Raw genomic sequence first — 23529 nt, 5'->3', positions numbered from 1 at the left:
TCCGGGTCCTGACACAGTTGCCGGGTGTGGGAACTGGTTGTCGCCGCGGTGGCGTGCCTGGTGGCCGCGGTGCTGGCGGTCCGGCTCGGGCGCGCGCGGCGGGCGTTCGCGAGGGCGCTGGAGGAGCGCGGCTGGCTGCTGGAGCGGGAACGGGAAAGCGCGGCGCGCAGCGCGGTCGACGACGAGCGGGCCCGGATCGCGCGGGAGCTGCACGACATCGTCAGCCACAACGTGAGCGTCATGGTGGTGCAGACCGGGGCCGCGCGCCGGGTGCTCGCGACCGAACCCGGGCAGGCCGCGACGGCGCTGGAAGCGGTCGAGGCGGCCGGGCGGGACACGATGACCGAGCTGCGGAACCTGCTCGGCGTGCTCGCCCCGCCCGCCGACGGTGACGAGACCGCGGACCTGTCGCCGCAACCCAGCCTGAGCAGGCTCAGCCCGCTGATCGACCGGATCGCGTTCGCCGGGCTGCCGGTGGAGGTCCGCGTGTCCGGCGAGCCGCGGCCGCTGCCGTCCGGTGTGGACCTGACGGCGTACCGGATCATCCAGGAAGCGCTCACCAACGCACTCAAGCACGGCGACGGGCGGCAGGCGGAGGTGACTGTCCGGTACTCCGACCGCTACCTGCGGGTCGAGGTGCTCAACAGCGGGCCCAGCGTGCTGTCCGGGGACGCGCCGGCCCCGTCCGGCGAGACCGAGGAGGGACGCGGCCTACTCGGGTTGCGGCAGCGCGTGGCCGTGTTCGGCGGCGACCTGGACGCCCGGCGGCGCATCGGCGGCGGGTTCCGGGTCCGGGCGAAGATCCCGCTGGAGCGGCCGTGACCGGGCCGCGCGTGGTGATCGCCGACGACCAGGCCCTGGTGCGCACCGGCTTCCGGATGATCCTCGCCTCCGGCGGCGTCGACGTCGTGGGCGAGGCGGCGGACGGCGCGGAGGCCGTTGCCACCGTCCGCGACCTGGAGCCGGACGTCGTGCTCATGGACATCCGGATGCCGGCGATGGACGGCCTGGAGGCCGCGCGCCGCATCCTGGCGCGCGACCCCGGCTGCCGGGTGCTCATGCTGACCACGTTCGACCTCGACCGCTACGTCTACGACGCGCTCGCCGCCGGGGCCAGCGGCTTCCTGCTCAAGGACGTCACCCCCGAGCACCTGGTGGCCGCGGTGCGCCTGGTCGGCACCGGCGACGCGCTGCTGGCCCCGTCGATCACCCGGCGGCTGGTGGAACGTTTCGCCGCGGGGCAAGCACGCCCGGCGCCGCACCGCGACCTCGCCGTCCTGACCCCGCGCGAACTGGAGGTCCTCACCCTCGTCGCGCGGGGCCGGTCGAACGCCGAGATCGCCGCGGAGCTGACGCTCAGCGAGGCGACGGTCAAGACCCACGTGGCCCGCATCTTCGCCAAGCTGTCGTTGCGCGACCGCGCCCAGGCCGTCGTCCTCGCCTACGAAACCGGGCTGGTCTCCCCGGGCGACTGAACCGGTGTGGTCAGCACGCGGTCGTGCCCGGCCTCGCGCACCGGGCCGGTCAGCTCGAACGCGGCGCGGCAGGGCAGGTCGTCGGCCGAGCGGCCGGCGAACACCTCGATCGTGCCGGGTTCGACGATCCGGCGCAGGTCCAGTCCGGTGAACGCGAGCCGGTCGGCGTGCAGCCGGAACGTCACCGTGCGCGCCTCCCCCGCGTCGAGGGTGACCCGCGCGAACCCGGCCAGCTGCCGCACCGGGCGGGTCACCTGCGCCAGCACGTCGCTGAAGTACAGCTGCACAACCTCGTCCCCGGCGCGGTCGCCGGAGTTGCGCACCCGCACCGAGACCTCGACCGCACCGTCGGTCGGCACCTCGCGGGCGCTCAGCGTCAGGTCCTCGTAGTCGAACGTGGTGTAGGAGATGCCGTGCCCGAACGGGAACAGCGGGCTCGGGTCGAGGTTGCTGATGCCCTCGCTGTTGCCGCCGAGCGGGGGCTGCAGGTAGGTGCTCGGCTGCGCGCCGGCCACCCGCGGCACCTGCACCGGAAGCCGCCCGCCGAAGTTCGTCCGTCCAGACAGGACACCCGCCAGCGCGGGCCCGCCCTCCTCGCCGGGCATGAACGCCTGCACCAGGGCCGCCGCCCCGGTGTGGTCCCCCAGCGCGTACGGACGGCCGGACACCACGACCACCACCACCGGCGTGCCGGTGGCCAGCAGTTCCGTCAGCAGCTCGTCCTGCACGCCGGGCAGGCGCAGGTCCGGCGCGTCGCAGCCCTCGCCGGAGGTGCCCTCGCCGAACAGGCCCGCGCGGTCGCCGACCACCGCGATGCACACGTCCGCGTCTCGCGCGGCTTTCACTGCTTCGGCGAAGCCGGACCGGTCCTCGTCGCGGATCGGGCAGCCGGCCGCCGAAGTGATCACCGCGTCCGGCAGTTCCGCGCGCAGCGACTCCAGCAGCGACGGCGCGTCGACACCGATGCCGTACTCGGGATAGCGCGGCAGCACGTGGTTCGGGTAGGAGTAGCAGCCCATGAACGCCAACGGGTCGTCCGCGCACGGGCCGACGACCGCGATCCGCTTCGCGCGCAACGGCAGCGTGCCGTCGTTGGCCAGCAGCACCACCGACTTCTCCGCCAGTTCCCGCGCGATCGCGCGGTTGCGTGGCGAGTCCAGGTCCACCGGCCGCGCCCGCGGCGCCCAGTCCGCGTCGAGCAGGCCAAGCTCCGCCTTCTGACGCAGCAGCCGCCCGACCGCGCGGTCCACAAGGGACTCCGGCACCTCGCCCGATCGCACCAGCTCGACGAGTTCCTTGCCGTAGCACAGGGTGTCCGGCAGCTCGACGTCGATGCCCGCAGCCAGCGCGAGCGCCCCGGCCTGCCCGGTGCTGTCGGCGACCCGGTGCATGCTGCCCAGGAACGCGATGGCCCAGTAGTCGGACACCACCACGCCCTCGAAACCCCACTCGTCCCGCAGGATCCCGGTCAGCAGCGGCGCGTTCGCCGCCGCGGGCACCCCGTCGAGGTCGACGTAGGCGTTCATCACCGAGCGCGCCCCACCCTCGCGGATCGCCATCTCGAACGGCGGCAGGATCACGTCCCGCAGCTCCCGCTGGCCGATCGACACCGGCGCGTGGTTGCGGGCCGCGCGCGACGCCGAGTACCCGGCGAAGTGCTTGAGCGTGGCGACGATCCCGTTGCGCTCCAGGCCGCGCACGTACGCGGCGCCGAGCGTGCCGACCAGGTAGGGGTCCTCACCGAGGGTCTCCTCGACCCGGCCCCACCGGTAGTCCCGCACGACGTCCAGCACCGGCGACAGGCCCTGGTGCACCCCGGAAGCGCGCATGTCGTCCGCGATCGCCGACGCCATCCGCTCGACCAGCTCCGGGTCGAACGTCGCCGCCCACGCCAGCGCCGCCGGGTAGACCGTGGCGCCGTAGGTGGTGAACCCGGTCAGGCATTCCTCGTGCACGATCGCCGGGATGCCGAGCCGGGTCTCCTCGACGATCTCCCGCTGCAGCGCCTCAACACGCGCCGCGCCGTCGGCCGCGCTGACCGGCGCCGTGCCGAACACCCGCGTCAGGTGCCCGATGCCGTTCTCCCGCGCCTGCTCGAACGGCACCCCGCCACGCGCGAAGACGTCCTGCATCGGCGCGACGTTGCCGTTCAGCTGCTCGTTGCCCGGCCATGCGCTGCCCAGCTGCGCCACCTTCTCTTCGAGGGTCATCTCCGCCAGCAGCGCCTCGGCTCGGGCGGCGGCGGGCAGCGCGCTGTCGCGCCAGGTCGGTTCCGTCATGGTGCTCCTCGCAGGTTCGTCGTCGAATCGCGCACCACCAGGTTGGTGGCCAGCTCCACGTGGTGGGAGTCGAGGGTTTCGCCGGCAGCGAGCCGCATCAGCGTGCGCAGCGCGACGCGGCCCATGTCCTGCAACGGCTGCCGCACGGTGGTCAGCGCGGGCGTGGCCAGCTCGGCGAGCATGGTGTCGTCGAACCCGACGACCGACAGGTCCTCGGGCACGCGCAGTCCCCGCCGCCGGGCGGCTTCCATCACGCCCAGCGCGGTCGCGTCGCTGGCCGCGAACACGGCGGTCGGCGGCTCCGGCAGGTCGAGCAGCCGCCCGCCCATCTCCAGTCCGTCCGGGTAGCCGAAGGCGCCGTGCAGGATCAGCCGCGGGTCGACGGTCACGCCGGCGTTCTCCAGCGCCGCGCGATAGCCGTGCTGGCGGGCCTGGCTGCAGGAGGCCTGCACCGGCCCGCCGGCGTAGGCGATGCGCCGGTGGCCCAGCTGCAACAGGTGTTCGGTGGCGGACACCCCGCCGTTCCAGTTGGTGGCGCCGACGCTGGTCACCTCGACGCGCGGCAGGTTCAGCGGGTCGATCACCACGAGCGGCAGCCCGGCCCGCGCGAAGCCCTCGACCTGTGCGCGGGTCAGCTCGGAGGTGACCACGATCAGCCCTTCGCGGCCGGCCAGGCTCAGGCGCCGCGCCCAGTCGTCGTCGTCGGACTCCGGCAGGCGCCCGACCACGACGTCCACCCCGGTTTCCGCGCCCGCCTCGGTGACCCCGCGCAGGACCTCCAGCGAATAGGGGCTCACCAGGTCGTCGAACACCAGGTCCACCACGCGCGCGGGCCCGACCGTGCGCCGCCCGGGCTGGGGCACGTAACCCAGGTCCTTCAGCACGTCCTGGACCCGCTGCCGGGTCGCCGCCGCCACGTCGCCGCGGCCGTTGAGCACCTTGGAGACCGTCGGCAGCGAAACCCCGGCGGCCTCGGCCACCATCGCGAGCGTCGCCCGCTGAGAACGCGCCGGCACCGCACCCTCCAACCATGTTCTTGCCGAAAAGTTTCAGGCGACTATAACGCTATTTTCCTCGTCGAAACAGCTCTTGACGGGTCCGGGCGAGGCGCATATCTTCCGACACACACCAGAGTGTTTCCGAAAACTTTCGGACCTTCGATGGGGAAGGCGCATCATGACACTGGTCAAGCGGCGCACCGCCGTGATCGCGGCCGGCCTGGCCGCGGTTCTCTCCCTCACCACCGCGTGCGGCTCCAGCGGTCCCTCCGGCGGGGGCGGCGCCACCGCGTGGGCGCTCACCGGCGGCGACGAGCAGACGTTCCGGACGTCCTTCGAGTCGTCCGGGGTCGACGCGCAGTACTTCGGCAACGACGCGTACAAGCAGAAGATCCGCACCGCGATCGGCGCCAACGAGGCCCCGACGCTGGTCTTCAGCTGGAGCGGCGGCCTGCTCCAGTCCTGGGTGGACTCCGGCAAGATCATGGACCTGTCCGGCGAGGCCGCGAACGACCCGGCGTTCGTGAACCGCTTCCTGCCGTCGGTGGCGCGCACCGGCGTGCTCGACGGCAAGACCTACGCCGTGCCGAACAACGGCATGCAACCGGTCGTGCTGTTCTACAACAAGGAACTGTTCGACCGGATCGGCGCGCAGCCGCCGAAGACGTGGGACGAGATGATGGCCCTGGTGCCACGGTTCAACGAGGCCGGCATCGCGCCGTTCTCCCTCGGCGGGCAGAGCAAGTGGCCGCAGCTGATGTGGGAGGAGTACCTCGTCGACCGCATCGGCGGGCCCGAGGTGTTCAACAACATCGTCGCGGGCAAGCCCGGCGCGTGGTCGGACCCGGCGATCATCCGCGCCAACACGATGATCCAGCAGCTCGTCGACGCAGGCGGGTTCGTCCGCGGGTTCAACTCGATCGCGACCGACAGCAACGCCGACACCGCGCTGCTGTTCACCGGCAAGGCCGCGATGTACCTGATGGGCTCCTGGGCCTTCCCCACCATCAAGCAGGCCGACCCCGAGTTCATCTCGAGCGGCAAGCTCGGCTGGACCACCTTCCCCACCGTGCCCGGCGGCAAGGGCGACCCGGCGAACATCGTCGGCAACCCGGCCAACTACTGGTCCGTCTCGGCCACCGCGAGCGACGAGCAGAAGCAGGCCGCGCTGCGCTACCTGCGCGAGGACCTGATGAACGACTCCTACGTCGACTCGCTGCTCGCCGGCGGTTCGGTGCCGCCGCTCACCGGCATCGAGGACAAGCTCGCGAAAACCGAGGACCCGCAGTACCTGTCCTACGTGTACCAAATGGCGAGCAAGGCGCCGAACTTCCAGCTGTCCTGGGATCAGGCGCTCTCCCCCGGCCAGGCCGACGCGCTGCTGACCAACCTGGAGCAGCTGTTCCTCAAGCAGATCACGCCGGAACAGTTCTCCGCCAACATGAACGCGACGATCGGGCAATGAGCACGGTTCTCGAACAGCGGGACCGGGCGCCGGCACGCACGCCGGCGCCCGGCCGCGGCCGGCTGCGGACCGGCCCGAGCCCGCTGATGGCGGTGCCCGCGCTCGCGTTCTTCGGGGTGTTCGCGATCGTGCCGCTCGGCGGGGTCGCGGTGCTGAGCTTCATGGAGTGGGACGGCATCGGCGACCCGTCGTGGGCCGGGCTGGCGAACTGGGCCGCGGCGCTCGCCGACCCGGCGACCTACCACGCGATCTGGCTGTCGGTGCAGGTGATGGTGGTCAGCTGGCTGGTGCAGACGCCGATCTCGCTGCTGCTCGGCGTGCTCATCGCCGGGCGCGGCCGGTACCGCGCGCTGCTCGGGGTGCTGTACTTCCTGCCGATGCTGCTGTCCGCGGCGGCCATCGCGATCGCGTTCAAGGCGCTGCTGGACCCGAACTTCGGCATGAGCCGCGCGTTCGGGCTGGACTTCCTGTCGCAGGACTGGCTCGGCGACCCGACGCTCGCGCTGTACGTGGTGATCTTCGTGATCGCCTGGCAGTTCGTGCCCTTCCACACGCTGCTCTACCAGGGCGGGGTGCGGCAGATCCCGAAGTCGCTGTACGAGGCGGCGGAGCTGGACGGGGCGGGCCGGGTGCGGCAGTTCTTCCACATCACGCTGCCGCAGCTGCGCTACACGATCATCACCTCGTCGACGATGATGCTGGTCGGGTCGCTGACCTACTTCGACCTGGTGTTCGTGCTGACCGGCGGCGGCCCGGGCGACGCGACGCGGATGCTGCCGCTGGACATGTACCTGTCCGGGTTCTCCGGCAACGACATGGGGCGGGCGAGCACGCTGGCCGTGCTGCTGGTGGTCGCCGGGCTCGCGCTGGCGCTGGGGTTGTCGAGGCTGTCCAGCTTCCGGCGGGGCAGCCAGCTGGAGGGGGCGTGATGCGGACCCGTCCGAACTACCTCGGCGGCCTCGCCGGGTTCGTGTGGCTGGCCGTCGTGCTGGTGCCGGTGTACTACGTGGTGGTGACGAGCCTGCGCAACCAGCGCGGGTTTTACGACGCGAACCCGTTGTCGGTGCCGGCCCCGCCGACGTTCAGCGCGTACGAACTGGTGCTGCGCAACGACTTCTGGCGGTATTTCGCCAACAGCGTGGTCGTGACGCTCGCGACGGTGGCGATCGCGGTCGCGGTGGCGTTGATGGCCGCCTACTACGTGGTGCGCGGCACGACGTGGTTCTCGCGGTTCACCTACCGCGGCTACCTGCTGGGCCTGGCGATCCCGATCCAGGCGACGATCATCCCGGTGTACTACCTGATCACGCGGGCGCAGCTGTACGACACGCTGCTGGCGATCATCCTGCCGTCGGTGGCGTTCGCGATCCCGCTGTCGGTGATCATCCTGGCGAACTTCCTGCGGGACGTGCCGAACGAGCTGTTCGAGTCGATGCGGGTGGACGGCGCCGGTGACTGGCGGATGCTGTTCAGCCTGGTGCTGCCGATGATCCGGCCGGCGGTGGTGACGGTCGCGGTGTACGACGGACTGAACGTGTGGAACGGGTTCCTGTTCCCGCTGATCCTGACGCAGAGCCCGGACCAGCGGGTGCTGCCGCTCGCGTTGTGGTCGTTCCAGGGGCAGTTCCGGGTCAACATCCCCGCGGTGCTGGCGGCGGTCGTGTTGTCGACGCTGCCGGTGCTGGCGCTGTACGTCCTGGGGCGGCGGCAGCTGGTCAGCGGCCTGACGGCGGGTTTCGGGAAGTGAGGTCGCGAACGGGCAGGAGTTCGACCGCCGCCCCGGACCGTTCGAGCAGGTGCGCGTGCTCGGCGCGCCTCGGGTCGTTCCGGTAGGCCTCGAACTCCTGCTCGCCCGGGAACCCGACGAGGTGCACCTCGGTGCCGTCGTCGAGGGACCGGACACGCCGTTCGAGGCGGCCGCCGTACTCGGCCAGCAGGGGCAGGACGGCGCCCTCGTAGGCGTCGAAGGCTTCCGCGCCACCCTCGGGCAGCCGCGCGATCAGCAGGAAGGTCAGGGGCATGGGCTCATGATGGCGGGCTCGGCACCTCGGCACGCCGGGCGCCGCGATCACCACGCCGGGCGCCGCGCCGGCCGCCCCGGGCACCACGTTCACCACCCCAGCGCCACGCTCGCCACCCCCGCGCCGCATTCCCAGGCCGGACACCACCTCCACCGCCCCCGGGTGCCGCCGACCACCATCCCGGGCACCGTGTTCACCACGCCGCCGCCGCGTTCACCACCTCGGGCACCGCATTCCCCGCCTCAGGCACCGCATTCCTCACCTCGGCCACCACCTTCGCCGCACCGGCGCCGCATTCCCCACCTCGGGCACCACGTTCCCTAACCCCGGCGCCACGCTCACCGCCCCGGCGCCGCGCTCACCACCTCGGGCGCCACGCTCACCACCTCGGGCACCACGTCCGCCACCCCGGGCACCACGCTCACCACCTCGGGCACCACGTCCGCCACCCCGGCGCCGCATTCCCCACCCCGGGCACCACCTTCACCGCCCGGGCACCGCATTCCCCACCACGGGCATCGCGCCCGCCGAGCCGACCGCGCAGCGACCCAACCCCCTCACCGCCCGCGCACCACGCCCCGCACGTCCGCGGCCGACGGTGCGCCCAGCGCACGCGAGATCCCCCGCGCCGCGGCGGTCATCACCGGGACCAGGGCCCTCGGGTCGCACTCGTCCACGTGCACCACCAGACCCAGCGCGGCGACCACCTCGTCACCGGCGCCGCGGATCGGCGCCGCGATCGCCACCGCCTCCAGCGTCAGCTGCTCCTCCGCCACCGCGACCCCGGTGCGCCGCACCTCCGCCAGCACCCGCCGCAGCTCCCGCGCGTCGGTGATCGTCTTGTGCGTGAAGCGCTTCAGCGGCGCCTCCAGCACCTGCTCCTGCACCTCGCGCCCCGCGTGGGCGAGCAGCGCGAGCCCGGTCCCCGTGGCGTGCAACGGCCACCGCTGCCCAAGCCGGCTCAGCACCGTCACCGTGCCGCGCGCCCGCAGCGTCTCGACGTACACCACCTCATGCCCGTCCCGCACCGCCAGGTGCACATGCGCGCGCGTGGAGTGGAACAGGTCCTCCAGGAACGGCTGCGCCAGTTCGCGCAGTTCCAGCCCGCGGGGCGCGAGCGCGGCCAGCTCCAGCAGGTGCAGCCCGATCCGGTAGCGGCCGTCGTCGTCGCGTTCGAGCGCGCCCCAGTTCACCAGCTCGCCGGCGAGCCGGTGCGCGGTCGTCAGCGAAAGCCCGGCCCGGCGGCTGATTTCGCTCAACGTGAGCAGGCTGCGGCCCGGCGTGAACGCGTCGAGCACGGCGAGCAGCCGTCCCGCCGCCGTCATGGGAATCGGTCTCCGCAAAGCCCTGTCCACGGCGGCTCCTCCGGGGGTCGGCGCTGACTCCGTCGGACCCATCCTTGATCGAGTGTGACCGCTCATACAACGGGCCTTCCGCATGGTGGAAGCCCCGTTGCGCAGCGGTCACACGCGCGAGTGGTCAAGTTGGCTCGATCGAGTTTCCGTGGCGCGCCCGCGGAGGACGACGTGGTTACGTGGCGGGCCCCAAACCCCGACCACACCGAGGAAGATCGCTTGTGACGGCAACGACCACCCGGCAGGAAACCGTCCCGCTCACGTTCGGCGGATTCGACTTCGCGGGCCGCATCGTTCGCGGGGGCGGCAGACTCGCGCCGATCGTCCTGGTGGGCGGCGCCTTCCAGCACAAGGACGCGTGGGGCCGGGTGGAACGCGATCTGCTCCGGCACGCCGACGTGATCACGGTCGACCTGCCCGGCTGGGGCGCGGCGGACCGGCTGCCGCCCGGCTACGGCGTGGACTTCCTCGCCGGCGCGCTCGGCCACCTGCTCGACCACGTCGCGCCGGAGCCGGTGCACGTCGTCGGCGCCTCCTACGGCAGCGGGGTCGCCCACCGGTGGGCGCAGCTGCGTCCCGAACGGGTGCGCCGCCTGCTGCTCGTCGGCACGATGACGCACGTGACCGGTCGGCTGCGCCGCCGCATCGCCCGCAGCGTGGAACTGGCCGAGCAGGGCAGGCACGCGGAGTTCACCGCCGAGGTGCTGGACCTGATGCTGAGCCGCGCACCGGGCATCCGGCGGCAGGCCGCGGTCCGCCGGTGCCTCAACAGCCTGGTGGGCGCGATGACCGACGCCGACGTCGCCAAGTACCTGGACAACACGCGGCGGCTGCTCGACCACCCCGGCGACGACGGCCGGGTCCTGCCCGTCCCCGTGCTGGTCACGACCGGGGAGCACGATCCGCTGACCACGCCGGTGTTGAGCCGGGCAGCCGCGGCCCGGTGCGCCGACGCCCGCTTCACCGTGATCCACGGCGCCGACCACCTCGTGCACCTGGAGCGGCCGGCCGAGGTGGTGGACCTCGCGTTGCGGTTCTTCGCCGGCGAGCCGCTGTCCGGTCTGCCGTACTGCACCCCGGTCGAGCACGTGGTCTGCGGGGTGGCGCGGTGAAGCACGCGCTGTTCGTCAACGTCGCCGACCACGGGCACGTCAACCCGACGCTGGCCGTGGTGTCGGAGCTGGTGTCGCGCGGCTGGCGGGTGAGCTACGCGGTCGGCGCGGACTTCGTCCCGCAGGTGCGCGCGTCCGGTGCGGAACCGGTGGTGCTGCCGGATGTCCGGGACGGCAGCCCGCCGCCGGAGGACCTGATGGCGGGCGTGGCGATGTACCACCGGGACGCCGAGGCCGCGCTGCCCGTGCTGGAAGCCCTCGACGAGGCGCCCGACGTGGTGGCCTACGACTTCGTCGCGTTCGCGGGCAAGGTCCTGGCGCGCAAGCTCGGCTTGCCGATGGTGCAGCTGTCGCCGACGCACGCGTTGTTCCCCGGCTGGGAGCGGATCGCGTTCGGCGTCGAGAACCTCTCGGACCTGCCGGTGTACCAACGGTTCCAGCGGTTTCTCGACGCCAACGGCCTTGGCTGTTCGGTCGAGGAGTTCCAGGCGGTGGACGACCCGAAGGTGGTGTTCGTGCCGCGGGCGTTCCAGATTTCGCCGGACCTGCTCGGGCCGGAGCACACCTTCGCCGGTCCCGCGCTCGGCGACCGGTCGTTCCAGGGGTCGTGGCGGCCACCGGTGGGGCAACCGGTGCTGCTGGTCTCGCTCGGGTCGTGTTTCACCGACCAGCCGGACTTCTTCCGGGCCTGCCTCGACCTGGCCGCGGGCTTGGGCTGGCATACCGTGATGGCGATCGGTCGGCACGTCGATCCGGCGTCGCTGGGGCCGGTTCCGGACGGTGTCGAGATCGCCCCGATGGTGCCGCAGCTCGACGTGCTGGCCGCCGCGTCGGCGTTCGTCACGCACGCCGGGATGGGCAGCCTGCTGGAGGCGCTGTACCACGGGGTGCCGATGGTCGCGGTCCCGCAGATGGCCGAGCAGCGGCTGAACGCGGCGCGTCTCGCCGAACTCGGACTGGGCGTGACGCTCGACCGTGCGGAGGTGTCGGCGCAGACGCTGCACAACGCCGTGCTGCGGGTGTCGTCGGATGCCGGCATCGCAGCGAACGTGGCGGGCATGCGGGAAATCGTGCGGGCCTGCGGTGGGGCGGCGGAGGCCGCGGACGTGATCGAAAAGGCCTCGGTCCGGGAAGGTGCCGCGCTGTGACGACACTGGAGAGCCCGGTCCGAAACGTCATGCTGGAGACCGACCGCGGCCGGTTCGCCGCCTGCCGGGCCGGGTCCGGCGAGCCCGTCGTCCTGGTGGGCGGGTACCTGGGGTCCAAAGAGGACTTCGCACCGCTGTTGCCGCTGCTGGCCGCCGCCGGGTACGCGGCCTGGGCGGTCGACCACCACGGTCAGCACGAAAGCCCGGGCTCGGACGATCCGAGCGCGTACACGTTGTCCGCGATGGCGCAGGACTTGCTGGCGGTGATCGGCGAGGTCGGCGAGGGGGAGCCGGCGCACGTGGTGGCGCACTGCGCGGGCGCCGCGGTCGCGCACGCCGCCGCCGTCGCCCTGCCGCGGGCGGTGCGCAGTTTCGCGCCGCTGGGCAGCCTGCTGACCGGTTCGGAGAAGGAGACGGCGTTCCTCACCTGGTGCGCGGACGCGGTCGCCGCGGAGGGAGCCGCGGGCCTGCGCAACCTGGTCGACCACTGGGTCCGCACGGATCCGGACCGGGCGGATCTGATGCGGACCCGGTTGTCGACCACGCGGACCGGTCACCTCGTCGGGTTCGCGCGGCTGCTGTGCGGGCCGCGGGCGGGGGTCGGCGAGCTGGCCGGTTCCGGGGTGCCGTTGTTGTTCGTGCATGGCGTGGACGACGAGTTCACCGGTTCGCCCGAGGAGTACCAGCGGACGGCCCACCGGTTCGGGCGGGACGCGGTCGCCGTCGAGGGCGCTGGCCATTGCGTGCAGCTGGACCGTCCACAGGAGACGGCCGAGGCGCTCATCGGGTTCTGGCGCGCAGTTTCAGCAGATCGTCGGCGAGTTCCGGCAGCGGAAGGTCGTTGACCTCGGTCACCGTGCGAACGGCTTCGTCCGGGAATGCGCCCGCGCCGGTGCAGGCGCCCGCGATCGCGCCGGCGATGGCCGCGATGGTGTCCGTGTCGCCGCCGAGGCTCGCCGCCGTGCAACAGGCCTGCCACGGGTCCTCCGCGTGGCGGAGCACCGCGAACGCGGCGGGCACCGACTCCTGGGTAGCGACGCTCGTGCCGATCAGCGCGGGCACGTCGGCCGGATCCATGGTGCGGCTCCAGCGGATCCGCGCGGCGACGTCCCCGGCCGCGACCCAGTTCCCCCGCTTGGCGGCTCGTTCCGCCGCCTCGACGGCGAAGTCGATCGCCTCGGACAGGCTCGCCCCACCGACGCCCGCACTCACTGCGGCGGCGACCGCGGCAGCCCCCGCGAGGGCGACGCCCGTGTTGTGGGTGACCCAACTGGCCTCGACCACGCTGTCCACGAGCACGTCGAGGTCGGCCGGATTCGCGATCCCCACCGGGGCGATGCGCATGGCCGCACCGTTCGTGGTGCCGTACTTGCCGGCCTCCTCAAGCGCTTCCCCCGCGGCGACGGCCGTGAGAGCGGCGCGCGTGGACGGCCCGAGCAACCCCCGAATGCCGCGGCTGCGCAGGTCCCGCTCCCACTCCAGGAGCGCATCGGCGAGCCCGTGGGGGTCGATCCGCCCACCCCCGGAGACCAGCAACTGTGCGACGATCATCGCCTGCTGGGTGTCATCGGTGACACCGCCCGCAGGCAACCCCCGCGCCGCCGCGAAGCCCGTGACAGGCGTGATTTCCGCCGGTGACAGTCCTTCTGTGGGCATACCGAGCGCATCCCCGATGGCCAGACCCGCCAGAGCCGCCACAGCACGTTCCCTCACCACCCCACAATCCCACCACCAAACAGGGCGCGCCAGCGCCTGCAGTGACCACAAGGTAGCTGGGTGGTCATCCCGTCGCCTGACACCGGACGATCACCTTGAGCCAGGGCCGCAACCCGGGCTCTCTCCGGCGGCCGAACATGCCAACCTTGCGGCCCTGGCTCAAGGTGATATGCACAAACCGGAAGGCGACGGGATGACCACCCGGCGACCACCTCGCCAAGGTGAGGTGAAGTGCTTTTCTGTCATCCCGGAGCCTGCCCGTCCGGCGAGGACTCTTTTGATCTTTTTCCGCCCTGCGGGCGGTGCGCCTTGCGGCGCCAAACGGTCACCTTACGACCACCCCCGCCCCCGATGCCTGATTGTGTTTCAGTCGCCGAGCAGCCGTGTCAAGGCGGGAAAGCGTGCCTTGACACGCCTGGTCGGCGACTAAAGATCGGCTGTGGATCGGGGGCGGGGGAGGTCTGGTTGGAATGGTCGGTGTCGTTGCGTTGCCGGCTTGCGTGTCGCTGGTTGGGGTAGTCGGCTTACTTGCGTTGCCGGCTTGCGTTTGCGTGCATGTGTGATGCCCAGCCCTGGCAACAACTACCAGCGCCGCCGATCCCGGGAAAGGGGTCGGTCAGTTGAGGGGCGCGAGGAGCAGCGTGGCGAAGCCGAAGCAGTCCCGGTAGCCACGCAGCCACTCGTCCCGGTGGGCGGCGGCGATGGCGAGCACGTCGGGCTGGTCGAGGCTGCGGGCGGCGAGTGAGCCGGTCCAGTTCCACTCGTAGTCGTCCAGCTCGTGGCGCGTGCTGAGGTGACCGTAGAGCGGCACCCAGCCGTCGGCGGTGATCGTGTCGACCGTGGTGGGGAGGTCCGCGAGGTCACCGAGGACCTCGACGGCCGCCGCGCTCGGTTCGCGTTCCCAGTATCCCTCGCCGACGACGACCCGCCCGCCGGGCGCGAGGACCTTCCGGGTCGCCGCGAGCGCCTGCCGGAGGCCGCCGAAGGCGTGGGTGGCGCCGACGCAGAACACGACGTCGGCGGGTTGTCCGGGGACGAAGCCGGCCGCGTCGGTCTGGTGGAGCGTGAGCCGCTCGGCGAGACCACGGCGCGCGCCCTCCCGGCGGGCGTGGTCGAGGGCCGCTTCGGAGACGTCCACGCCTTCCGCCGTGGCGCCTGGCGCCAGCGCCAGGGCGCGCAGCAGCCACTCCCCGCCACCGCACCCGAGGTCGAGGAGCCGCTCGTCCCCGCGCGGCAGGGCCCGCTCCAGCAGGGCGGTCACCGCGGCGTCCCCGAGGGGCGCGGCAATGGGATGGTCGGCATGCGCGAGGCGCGAGATCAAGTCACGTTCCACGACGGCAGCCTGCCCGGTACCGGGACGGACGCGCACGCCAATTTCCGGTGATCGTCAGCGCGGAAGCGCGCGCATTCGGCTCACTCCCGTCGCAGGCGGACGAACCGGACCCACCAGTAGCCGGCGATCACGGCGTTGAGCGCGGGAAGCGTGATCCGCATCCACAGCTCCCAGTCGGAGAAGATGCCCCAGACGATCACCTGGAAAGCGACCAGCGCGGTCCACCCGATCGCGGTGAGCATCGCGCTCCGCGCCGGGCGGGGGTTGAACGGATCGGGCTCGGGCGGCACCCGATGACGGTGGCAGAAGAACCCCGCCCGGGGAACGCCACCGGATGGCGCAACGGGCGCGCCCGTCCGGCGCCACTCCGAGAAAGAAGACCCCTACGGGTGGGCCGGCCGACCCATCCGGCGCCTGCCCACAACGGGCCACCGGCCATCGAAAACGGTGGGCGCAGCAGGGTTCGAACCTGCGACCCCCTCCTTGTAAGGGAGGTGCTCTTCCGCTGAGCTATGCGCCCCGGACCGGCGGCGCCCAACCCACGGGCGCCGCCGGTGCGAGCATCATTCGGGCAGCTCGGCCACCGCTCGCTTCCAGGCGAGCTGGTCGCGCGGCTCGCCCGGCTGGTTGACCTCGGCGTAGCGCACCACGCCGCCCTTGTCGATCAGGAAGGTGCCCCGGTTGGCCAGCCCGGCGCCCTCGTTGAACACGCCGTAGAGCTTGGCGACCTCACCGTGCGGCCAGAAGTCCGACAGCAGCGGGAACTGGTAGCCCTGCTGCTCGGCCCACGCCTTGAGCGAGAAGGGTGTGTCCACCGACACACCGAGCACCTGCACGCCCTGGCCGTCGTACTCGGCGAACTCGTCGCGCAGCTGGCAGAGCTCGCCCTGGCAGATCCCGCTGAACGCGAACGGGTAGAAGACCAGCAGGACCGGCTTGTCGCCCTGGAACGACGACAGCGTGACCGGCTGCTTGTTGTAGTCGTTCAGGGTGAAATCCGGAGCAGCTGAACCGACCTCGACCGCCATCGAAGCACCTCTCACATCGCCAACGTTGCACTTGCCGCACGCTCACCTTAGCGTGCGGCCGCTCAGCGCTGCTTCGACTTCGACTTCGGCGGCACCAGCTTGGTCCCGGCCCAGTTCGGGCCGACGCTGATGTTGGAGGTCTGCGCGAGCCCGACGGTGGGCACCGCCTCGGCGATCTCACTCGGCTCCACGTGCCCCGGCTGCCCGGTCTTGGGCGTCAGGACCCAGATGATGCCGTTCTCGTCGAGGGGCGACCGGGCGTCCATGATCGCGTCGACCAGGTCCCCGTCGTCCTCCCGCCACCACAGCAGAACCACGTCGATGACCTCGTCGGCGTCCTCGTCGAGGAGATCGCCGCCGATATGTTCTTCGATCGCGGCACGCAGGTCGTCGTCGACGTCCTCGTCCCACCCGATCTCCTGAACAACCATGTCCGGCTTGATGCCAAGCCTCTCGGCGACGCTGCTGTACTCAGCGTCTCCAGCGGCGACCACTGCTGTCACTCCTCCAACTCACGACGCGGGCGGCACGGCGCCGCCCACTCGACATACGGATGGGTGTAGCGAACACGCCTGGAGCCTCCGGCGCAACCGTCCACACCGGATCTCTGTCAACTCGTAGCGCAGCGTAGGGCCCCGGGGGACGTGTTCGCGACCGCAAAACGACCCTCGGCGGCACCCGTCCGGGCACACCTGGCCTAGGGTAGGCATAACGCGCGCGCGTGCGCGCGCGGACTTAGGTGAACGTTACCGCTCAGTAGCGATGACGGGAAGCCCGGACTAGACGACCATGACAGAGAGGGCACGGCCGAACTGAGGCATCCGTGCCCCGCACGCGAAGTGACAACCGGCGAGGAGATCCCTTGGCCCCCCAGAACGACCAGGCCGCAGGCACCGGCGCCAGCACCGATCGGGCCCCGGCCCGGGTCCGCGTCATCCGTGACGGATTGGCGGCCCACCTGCCCGACATCGACCCCGAGGAGACAGCCGAGTGGCTGGACTCGTTCGACGAGGCACTCGCCCGGGGCGGCCAGCAGCGGGCTCGCTACCTGATGCTGCGGATCCTGGAGCGCGCCCGCGAGCGCAACGTCGGTGTCCCGCCGCTGACCGCGACGGACTACGTCAACACCATCCCCACGGAGAACGAGCCGTGGTTCCCCGGCGACGAGGAGATCGAGCGCCGCTACCGGGCCTACATCCGCTGGAACGCGGCGATCATGGTGCACCGCGCCCAGCGCCCCGGCGTCAGTGTCGGCGGCCACATCTCCACGTACGCGTCGTCGGCGGCGCTCTACGAGGTGGGCTTCAACCACTTCTTCCGGGGCAAGGACCACTCCGGCGGCGGTGACCACGTCTTCATCCAGGGTCACGCCTCCCCGGGCATCTACGCCCGCGCCTACCTGGAGGGCCGTCTCAACGAGCAGCAGCTCGACGGCTTCCGCCAGGAGCTGTCGCACGCCGGCGAGGGCGGCGGCCTGCCGTCGTACCCTCACCCGCGGCTGATGCCGGGCTTCTGGGAGTACCCGACCGTGTCCATGGGCCTGGGCCCGATGAACGCGATCTACCAGGCCCGGTTCAACCGGTACCTGCGCGACCGCGGCATCAAGGACACCTCCGACCAGCACGTGTGGGCGTTCCTCGGCGACGGCGAGATGGACGAGCCGGAGTCGCGGGGCCTCATCCACGTGGCCGCGGGCGAGGGCCTGGACAACCTGACCTTCGTCATCAACTGCAACCTGCAGCGGCTCGACGGCCCGGTGCGCGGCAACGGCAAGATCATCCAGGAGCTCGAGGCGTACTTCCGCGGCGCGGGCTGGAACGTGATCAAGGTCATCTGGGGCCGCGAGTGGGACGCGCTGCTGCACGCCGACCGCGACGGCGCGCTGGTCAACCTGATGAACCAGACGCCGGACGGTGACTACCAGACCTACAAGGCCAACGACGGCGCCTACGTCCGGGAGCACTTCTTCGGCCGCGACCCGCGGACGAAGGACCTGGTCAAGGACATGAGCGACGCCGACATCTGGAACCTCAAGCGCGGCGGCCACGACTACCGCAAGGTGTACGCAGCGTACAAGGCGGCGATGGAGCACCACGGCCAGCCGACGGTGATCCTGGCCCACACCATCAAGGGCTACGGCCTCGGCCCGGCGTTCGAGGGCCGCAACGCCACGCACCAGATGAAGAAGCTCACGCTGGACGACCTGAAGCTGTTCCGGGACGCGCAGCGCATCCCGATCAGCGACGAGGAGCTGGAGCGCGACCCGAAGCTGCCGCCGTACTACCACCCGGGCGCGAACTCGCCCGAGATCGAGTACATGGTCGGCCGCCGCAAGACCCTCGGCGGGTTCGTGCCGGAGCGGCGCAACCGGGCCAAGCCGCTGGTGCTGCCGGGCGACAAGGTGTACGAGGCCATCCGGAAGGGCTCCGGCAAGCAGGAGGTCGCCACCACGATGGCGTTCGTGCGGCTGGTGCGCGAGCTGGCCAAGGACGCCGAGATCGGCCACCGCATCGTGCCGATCATCCCGGACGAGGCCCGCACGTTCGGCCTGGACTCGATGTTCCCGACGGCGAAGATCTACAACCCGCACGGGCAGACCTACACGTCGGTGGACGCCAACCTGATGCTGGCGTACAAGGAGTCCGAGCACGGCCAGCTGCTGCACGAGGGCATCAACGAGGCCGGGTCGACGTCGTCGTTCACGGCGGTGGGCACGTCCTACGCCACGCACGGCGAGCCGATGATCCCGATCTACATCTTCTACTCGATGTTCGGGTTCCAGCGCACGGGCGACGGCCTGTACGCGGCGGCGGACCAGATGGCGCGTGGTTTCGTGCTGGGTGCCACCGCGGGCCGCACCACGCTGACCGGTGAGGGCCTGCAGCACGCCGACGGGCATTCGCTGCTGCTGGCGCACACCAACCCGGCCGTGGTGGCCTACGACCCGGCGTGGTCGTTCGAGATCGCCCACATCGTCAAGGACGGCCTGCGCCGCATGTACGGCGAGGGCGGCCCGGACGGCAACGGCGAGAACGTCTTCTACTACATGACGGTCTACAACGAGCCGTACCGGCAGCCGGCCGAGCCGGAGAACCTCGACGTCGAGGGGCTGCTCAAGGGCCTGTACCGGTACGCGGAGGCGCCGTCGGGCGACGGTCCGGAGGCGCAGATCCTGGTGTCCGGCGTGACGATGCCGGACGCGCTCAAGGCGCAGACGATGCTGGCCGAGGAGTGGGGCGTGCGCGCGGCCGTGTGGTCGGCGACGTCGTGGTCGGAGCTGCGGCGCGAGGCCGTGGAGATCGACCGGGACAACCTGCTGCACCCGGGCGACTCGCCGCGCGTGCCGTACGTGACGGAGGCCCTGTCCGGCGCGACCGGCCCGGTCGTGGCGGTGTCGGACTGGATGCGCGCGGTGCCCGACCTGATCCGCCCGTGGGTGCCGACCGACATGGTCACCCTGGGCACCGACGGGTTCGGCTTCTCCGACACGCGTCCGGCGGCGCGGCGGCACTTCCTGGTCGACGCCGAGTCGATCACGGTCGCCACGCTGGCCGCGCTCGCCAAGCGCGGTGAGGTCGCGCAGGAGAAGGTAGTCGAGGCTGCCCGGAAGTACCGGATCCACGACGTGTCCGCCGCCGGTCCGCAGCTGACCGACGCCGGGAACGCCTGATCTCCGGTTTTTCGAAGGCCACCCGCGTGCTTCGCGCGGGTGGCCTTCGCACGGCGTCATCACCGATGATGTATCTATGACGCGACGCCGCCTGCCGAGGCCCAGTGAGCTGCAGCAGATCCTGCGACCGAAACCGGTGAAGCTCAACCCGACCGATCGCCGCCTGTCGAACGCCCACACGATCGCCGACCTGCGCACCATCGCGCGCAGGCGGACGCCGCGGGCGGTGTTCGACTACACCGACGGTGCCGCGGAGCTCGAAGACAGCCTGCGCCGCGCCCGGCAGGCGTTCCGCAGCGTGGAGTTCCACCCCAACGTGCTCCGCGGGGTGTCCGATGTGGACACCAGTGTGGCGGTGCTCGGCGAGCAGTCGGCGTTGCCGTTCGCGTTCGCGCCGACCGGTTTCACGCGGATGATGCACCACGAGGGTGAACGCGCGGTGGTCCGGGTGGCGCAGCGGGAACGCATCCCGTACGCGTTGTCGACGATGGGGACGACGTCGATCGAGGACGTCGCGAAGGCCGCCCCGCACGCGCGGAAGTGGTTCCAGCTCTACGTGTGGCGCGACCACGCAGCGGGCGCGGAGCTGATGCGACGGGCGGAGGAAAGCGGTTACGACACGCTGTTGCTGACCGTGGACACCCCGGTGGCCGGCGCGCGGATGCGGGACGTGCGCAACGGCCTGACCATCCCGCCGACGCTGACGCTGCGCACGTTCCTGGACGGCGCGACGCACCCCGCGTGGTGGTTCAACCTGCTCACGACGGAGCCGCTGGAGTTCGCGTCGTTCGGTTCGTGGGACGGCACCGTCGCGGAGCTGATCAACGCCCTCTTCGACCCGACGCTCAGCTTCGACGACCTGGCGTGGGTGCGGGAAACCTGGAAGGGCAAGCTGGTCGTCAAGGGGATCCAGAACCCGGACGACGCACGGGACGTGGTGAAACACGGCGCGGACGCGGTGGTGCTGTCCAACCACGGCGGCCGCCAGCTCGATCGAGCGCCCACCCCGCTGGAACTGCTGACCCCCACGCTGGACGCAGTGGGCGGCGACGCGGAAGTGTGGGTGGACACCGGAATCCTCTCCGGCGGCGACATCGTGGCCGCGATGGCGCGGGGCGCGTCGATGTGCCTGATCGGCCGGGCGTACCTGTACGGCCTCATGGCCGGAGGCGAACGGGGAGTCCAGCGCTGCGTGGACATCCTGCGACAGGAAATCATCCGCACCATGCAGCTACTGGGCGTGCGAACGATCGACGCCCTACAACCAACCCACGCCACCGTGCGGTAAAGAAAACCGCCACCCGCCACCCGCCAACCACCAAACCGCCGCCCGGCAACGAAACGCACCCACCCCACGAACCACTCCCCTCCCGCAACCCGATCCCCAGCCAAATCGGTTGCCGAGCCACCGGGTCAAGGCACGCTTTCCCGCCTTGACGCGGTGTCTCGGCAACCGAACAATTCAAGATCGGGTTCGGAAGGGGCCCCTCTCGATCGGGGAGTAGCGAAGCGAAGCCGACGATCGAGAAACCCGCGTAGCGCCCCGAGCCATCTCGATCAGTGAAACGCCTCGCTTGACCACCCGCTCCCGGAACCGGACGATCCTCGACACCCCCAGCGGAACCCCACTTCCGCGATGTGGAATCGAGGTCGGCATGTTCGTGCAGGAGCTCGCCCCGCTAGCCGGTTCACTCGGCCTGTCCGCGCTGGTCGCGGCACTCCCACTGGCCACCGTCCTCGTCCTGCTGGGCGTGGTCCGGATGAAGGCCCACCAGGCCGGCCTGATCGGCCTGGCCGTCGCCCTCATCGTCGCCGTCACGATCTTCGGCATGCCGATCGGGCAGGCGATCTCGAGCGGGTTCCAGGGCGCCGCGTTCGGGCTCTTCCCCATCATGTGGATCGTCGTCAACGCGCTGTGGATCTACCGGATCACCGTGCGCACCGGGCATTTCGACGTCCTCCGCCGGTCATTCGGCCGGGTCTCCGACGATCCCCGCATCCAGGCGCTGATCATCGCGTTCTGCTTCGGCGCCCTGATGGAGGCGCTGGCCGGCTTCGGCGCGCCGGTCGCGATCAGCTCGGTGATGCTCGTGGCGCTCGGGTTCACCCCGGTGCGGGCGGCGGTCGTCGCGCTGGTCGCCAACACCGCCCCGGTCGCGTTCGGCGCCATGGGCACGCCGGTCGTCACCCTCGCGCAGGTCACCGGGCTGCCACTGGACACCGTGTCGTCGATCGTGGGCCGCCAGACGCCGATCCTCGCGTTGTTCGTGCCGCTGCTGCTGGTCTTCATCGTCGACGGCCGTCGCGGGCTGCGGGAAACCTGGCTGCCCGCGCTGGTGTGCGGCGCGGCGTTCGGGGTGGTGCAGTTCGCCGCCGCCAACTACGTCTCCGCGCAGCTCGCCGACATCGGCGCCGCGCTCGCCGGCGCGGCCGCACTGGTCGCGTTGCCCGCCGCCCGCAAGCCGGCCCGCGAAGATGTCCGGACCGCGGTGCTCACCGGCGTGGCCACCGAAACGCTGGACCGGCCCGAGGACCGCGGCGAGGTCGTCCGCGCCTACCTGCCGTACGCGCTTATCATCGTGATCTTCTCGATCGGCCAGCTGCCGCCGGTCAAGCGGCTGCTCGACGCGGCGACGTGGAAGTTCGACTGGCCGGCGCTGTCGGTGGCGAACTCGGCGGGCAAACCGGTGTCCGGCAACACGTTCTCGGTGCCGTTCCTGAGCACCGGCGGCACGCTCGTGTTGATCGCGGGCGTCCTGACCGCGGTGTTCCTGCGGGTCCGCGCCCGGGACGCGGTGCGCGAATGGGGCGGCACGGTGCACGAGCTGCGGTTCGCCATCCTGACCGTGACGAGCGTGCTCGCGCTGGCGTACGTGATGAACCTGTCCGGCCAGGCCACCACGATCGGCTACTTCATCGCGGGCGCGGGCGCCGGCTTGGCGTTCCTGTCCCCGGTGCTCGGATGGTTCGGCGTCGCGGTCTCCGGTTCCGACACCTCGGCCAACGCCCTGTTCGGCGCCCTCCAGGTGACCGCGGCGCACCAGGCCGGGCTGTCGCCCGAACTGCTCGCCGCGGCCAACTCCTCAGGCGGCGTGCTCGGCAAGATGATCTCCCCGCAGAACCTGAGCATCGCGTGCGCGGCGGCGATGCTGCCGGGCGAAGAGGGCACGCTGTTGCGCAAGGTGCTGCCGTGAAGCGTGGGACTGCTGTTCGTGATGTGCCTGATCGTGGTGGCGCAGGCGAGCTTCCTCAGCGGGATGCTGCCGTGAGCTCCGGGCGCGTCACCGCGGCGCGGTGCCAGCTCCACCAGCCGTGCACGACCAGCGCGGCGAACACGAGGTAGACCGCCGCGGAGAAGTACAGGCCCGAGGAGATCTGCAGCGGCACACCGATCGCGTCGACGACCAGCCACACCAGCCAGAACTCGACCAGGCCGCGGCCCTGGGCGGCGAAGGCGACGAGCGTGCCGATGAAGATCGCCGCGTCCGGCCATGGCGCCCAGGAGGCGTCCAGCGCGTCGAGCACCAGCGCCATCACTACGGTGCCGGCCACGAACGTACCCGCCATCACCAGCCGCTCGACGGCCCGGCCGCTGCGCACGACCACCCCGTACACCGGGTCGCGGCGACGGGTCCAGGCCCACCAGCCGTAGACCGAGATCAGCAGGATCGCGACCTGCCGGGCCGCGAGCCCGCCCAGGTGCGCGGAGGCGTACACGGCGAAGAGCAGCACCGTCGCGCCGACCTGCACGGGCCAGGTCCAGAGCGTGCGTCGCTGCGCCAGGAAGACCACGGCGAGCGCGCACAGCTGGCCGACCAGCTCCGCGATGGAGATCCACTGCCCGAAAACGGACAAACCGTGCTGCAACAGAACGTGCATGGCGCCTCCCGTCTGCCGGATCAACCCGCCACATCCGGCACTGATTCCCT

20 protein-coding genes, 1 tRNA gene and 1 pseudogene are annotated in these 23529 nt (G+C 71.3%); 11 read left to right on the top strand and 11 right to left on the bottom strand.

Annotated elements, in window-relative coordinates:
- The first annotated feature begins 24 nt into the window (after positions 1-24).
- Complete coding sequence (locus tag AMYTH_RS0138820) at positions 25-822, top strand: sensor histidine kinase (RefSeq protein WP_051362949.1); 798 nt, start codon at positions 25-27, stop codon at positions 820-822.
- A complete protein-coding gene (locus tag AMYTH_RS0138815) occupies positions 819-1475 on the top strand; it encodes a response regulator (protein ID WP_027934748.1) in 657 nt (218 codons plus the stop codon). The genes AMYTH_RS0138820 and AMYTH_RS0138815 overlap by 4 nt, the downstream gene beginning before the upstream one ends.
- On the opposite strand, the gene AMYTH_RS0138810 is transcribed toward AMYTH_RS0138815, so the two are convergent.
- A complete protein-coding gene (locus tag AMYTH_RS0138810; protein WP_027934747.1) occupies positions 1442-3754 on the bottom strand; it encodes a beta-xylosidase/alpha-l-arabinosidase in 2313 nt (770 codons plus the stop codon). The genes AMYTH_RS0138815 and AMYTH_RS0138810 overlap by 34 nt on opposite strands.
- Positions 3751-4737: a LacI family DNA-binding transcriptional regulator gene (locus AMYTH_RS0138805; protein WP_208722557.1), complete on the bottom strand. Its 987-nt coding sequence runs from the start codon at positions 4735-4737 to the stop codon at positions 3751-3753. The genes AMYTH_RS0138810 and AMYTH_RS0138805 overlap by 4 nt, the downstream gene beginning before the upstream one ends.
- A gap of 193 nt (positions 4738-4930) precedes the next feature.
- On the opposite strand from AMYTH_RS0138805, the gene AMYTH_RS0138800 reads away from it, so the two are divergent.
- The 3 genes from AMYTH_RS0138800 to AMYTH_RS0138790 are packed head-to-tail and all read left to right on the top strand — an operon-like array spanning position 4931 to position 7964.
- Complete coding sequence (locus AMYTH_RS0138800) at positions 4931-6217, top strand: extracellular solute-binding protein (RefSeq protein WP_027934745.1); 1287 nt, start codon at positions 4931-4933, stop codon at positions 6215-6217.
- A complete protein-coding gene (locus AMYTH_RS0138795) occupies positions 6214-7146 on the top strand; it encodes a carbohydrate ABC transporter permease (protein ID WP_027934744.1) in 933 nt (310 codons plus the stop codon). The genes AMYTH_RS0138800 and AMYTH_RS0138795 overlap by 4 nt, the downstream gene beginning before the upstream one ends.
- Positions 7146-7964, top strand: a complete 819-nt coding sequence (locus tag AMYTH_RS0138790) for a carbohydrate ABC transporter permease (protein ID WP_027934743.1) — start codon at positions 7146-7148, stop codon at positions 7962-7964. Before AMYTH_RS0138795 ends, AMYTH_RS0138790 begins: the two co-directional genes overlap by 1 nt.
- Here the strand turns inward: AMYTH_RS0138790 and AMYTH_RS0138785 are convergent.
- The gene (locus AMYTH_RS0138785) at positions 7933-8238 is read right to left on the bottom strand and encodes a hypothetical protein (RefSeq protein ID WP_027934742.1); all 306 of its coding nucleotides are present in this window, start codon (positions 8236-8238) and stop codon (positions 7933-7935) included. The genes AMYTH_RS0138790 and AMYTH_RS0138785 overlap by 32 nt on opposite strands.
- A 557-nt stretch (positions 8239-8795) precedes the next feature.
- Complete coding sequence (locus AMYTH_RS0138775; RefSeq protein ID WP_027934741.1) at positions 8796-9563, bottom strand: IclR family transcriptional regulator; 768 nt, start codon at positions 9561-9563, stop codon at positions 8796-8798.
- Between the two features lie 251 nt (positions 9564-9814).
- Between AMYTH_RS0138775 and AMYTH_RS0138770 the strand changes: the two genes are divergently transcribed.
- The 3 genes from AMYTH_RS0138770 to AMYTH_RS0138760 are packed head-to-tail and all read left to right on the top strand — an operon-like array spanning position 9815 to position 12698.
- Positions 9815-10705 carry an alpha/beta fold hydrolase gene (locus AMYTH_RS0138770; protein ID WP_027934740.1) on the top strand — a complete coding sequence of 297 codons (891 nt, stop codon included), beginning with the start codon at positions 9815-9817 and terminating at the stop codon, positions 10703-10705.
- On the top strand, positions 10702-11853 hold the full coding sequence (locus tag AMYTH_RS0138765; RefSeq protein WP_027934739.1) for a macrolide family glycosyltransferase: 1152 nt from the start codon (positions 10702-10704) through the stop codon (positions 11851-11853). Before AMYTH_RS0138770 ends, AMYTH_RS0138765 begins: the two co-directional genes overlap by 4 nt.
- Positions 11850-12698, top strand: a complete 849-nt coding sequence (locus tag AMYTH_RS0138760; protein ID WP_027934738.1) for an alpha/beta fold hydrolase — start codon at positions 11850-11852, stop codon at positions 12696-12698. Before AMYTH_RS0138765 ends, AMYTH_RS0138760 begins: the two co-directional genes overlap by 4 nt.
- Here the strand turns inward: AMYTH_RS0138760 and AMYTH_RS0138755 are convergent.
- The 6 genes from AMYTH_RS0138755 to AMYTH_RS0138730 form a co-directional block, all read right to left on the bottom strand.
- On the bottom strand, positions 12634-13551 hold the full coding sequence (locus tag AMYTH_RS0138755; RefSeq protein WP_228685146.1) for an ADP-ribosylglycohydrolase family protein: 918 nt from the start codon (positions 13549-13551) through the stop codon (positions 12634-12636). The genes AMYTH_RS0138760 and AMYTH_RS0138755 overlap by 65 nt on opposite strands.
- 634 nt (positions 13552-14185) lie before the next feature.
- Positions 14186-14902: an SAM-dependent methyltransferase gene (locus AMYTH_RS0138750; RefSeq protein WP_027934736.1), complete on the bottom strand. Its 717-nt coding sequence runs from the start codon at positions 14900-14902 to the stop codon at positions 14186-14188.
- An 80-nt stretch (positions 14903-14982) separates the two neighbouring features.
- Complete coding sequence (locus AMYTH_RS49325; RefSeq protein WP_027934735.1) at positions 14983-15192, bottom strand: hypothetical protein; 210 nt, start codon at positions 15190-15192, stop codon at positions 14983-14985.
- 158 nt (positions 15193-15350) lie between these two features.
- A tRNA-Val gene (locus AMYTH_RS0138740) sits at positions 15351-15422 on the bottom strand.
- A gap of 43 nt (positions 15423-15465) precedes the next feature.
- Positions 15466-15930: a peroxiredoxin gene (locus tag AMYTH_RS0138735; protein ID WP_017984110.1), complete on the bottom strand. Its 465-nt coding sequence runs from the start codon at positions 15928-15930 to the stop codon at positions 15466-15468.
- A gap of 62 nt (positions 15931-15992) precedes the next feature.
- A complete protein-coding gene (locus tag AMYTH_RS0138730; protein WP_017984111.1) occupies positions 15993-16424 on the bottom strand; it encodes a DUF3052 domain-containing protein in 432 nt (143 codons plus the stop codon).
- Between the two features lie 368 nt (positions 16425-16792).
- Here AMYTH_RS0138730 and aceE point away from each other — a divergent pair, with 368 nt between their 5' ends.
- The 3 genes and pseudogenes from aceE to AMYTH_RS46505 all read left to right on the top strand — a co-directional run bounded on the left by aceE (position 16793) and on the right by AMYTH_RS46505 (position 22869).
- Positions 16793-19600, top strand: a complete 2808-nt coding sequence (gene aceE / locus AMYTH_RS0138725; protein WP_027934734.1) for a pyruvate dehydrogenase (acetyl-transferring), homodimeric type — start codon at positions 16793-16795, stop codon at positions 19598-19600.
- A gap of 76 nt (positions 19601-19676) precedes the next feature.
- The gene (locus tag AMYTH_RS0138720) at positions 19677-20888 is read left to right on the top strand and encodes an alpha-hydroxy acid oxidase (RefSeq protein ID WP_027934733.1); all 1212 of its coding nucleotides are present in this window, start codon (positions 19677-19679) and stop codon (positions 20886-20888) included.
- Positions 20889-21255: 367 nt separating this feature from the next.
- Positions 21256-22869 (top strand): annotated as a pseudogene (locus tag AMYTH_RS46505) (L-lactate permease).
- On the opposite strand, the gene AMYTH_RS0138710 reads toward AMYTH_RS46505, so the two are convergent.
- Complete coding sequence (locus AMYTH_RS0138710; RefSeq protein WP_027934732.1) at positions 22850-23479, bottom strand: nicotinamide mononucleotide transporter family protein; 630 nt, start codon at positions 23477-23479, stop codon at positions 22850-22852. The pseudogene AMYTH_RS46505 and the gene AMYTH_RS0138710 sit on opposite strands and share 20 nt — an antisense overlap.
- Between the last annotated feature and the right edge of the window lie 50 nt (positions 23480-23529).

The sequence above is a fragment of the Amycolatopsis thermoflava N1165 genome (assembly GCF_000473265.1).
Lineage (GTDB): Bacteria > Actinomycetota > Actinomycetes > Mycobacteriales > Pseudonocardiaceae > Amycolatopsis_E > Amycolatopsis_E thermoflava.
The sequence above is the reverse complement of the archived record's forward strand: the minus strand, read 5'-3'. Positions and strand labels throughout refer to the sequence as shown.

Coding starts and splice junctions, on each gene's coding strand:
- AMYTH_RS0138735 (WP_017984110.1), bottom strand. CDS start 15,930: ATGGCGGTCGAGGTCGGTTCAGCTGCTCCGGATTTCACCCTGAACGAC.
- AMYTH_RS0138810 (WP_027934747.1), bottom strand. CDS start 3,754: ATGACGGAACCGACCTGGCGCGACAGCGCGCTGCCCGCCGCCGCCCGA.
- AMYTH_RS0138800 (WP_027934745.1), top strand. CDS start 4,931: ATGACACTGGTCAAGCGGCGCACCGCCGTGATCGCGGCCGGCCTGGCC.
- AMYTH_RS0138720 (WP_027934733.1), top strand. CDS start 19,677: ATGACGCGACGCCGCCTGCCGAGGCCCAGTGAGCTGCAGCAGATCCTG.
- AMYTH_RS0138785 (WP_027934742.1), bottom strand. CDS start 8,238: ATGCCCCTGACCTTCCTGCTGATCGCGCGGCTGCCCGAGGGTGGCGCG.
- AMYTH_RS0138710 (WP_027934732.1), bottom strand. CDS start 23,479: ATGCACGTTCTGTTGCAGCACGGTTTGTCCGTTTTCGGGCAGTGGATC.
- AMYTH_RS0138775 (WP_027934741.1), bottom strand. CDS start 9,563: ATGACGGCGGCGGGACGGCTGCTCGCCGTGCTCGACGCGTTCACGCCG.
- AMYTH_RS0138795 (WP_027934744.1), top strand. CDS start 6,214: ATGAGCACGGTTCTCGAACAGCGGGACCGGGCGCCGGCACGCACGCCG.
- AMYTH_RS0138805 (WP_208722557.1), bottom strand. CDS start 4,737: ATGGTGGCCGAGGCCGCCGGGGTTTCGCTGCCGACGGTCTCCAAGGTG.
- AMYTH_RS0138790 (WP_027934743.1), top strand. CDS start 7,146: ATGCGGACCCGTCCGAACTACCTCGGCGGCCTCGCCGGGTTCGTGTGG.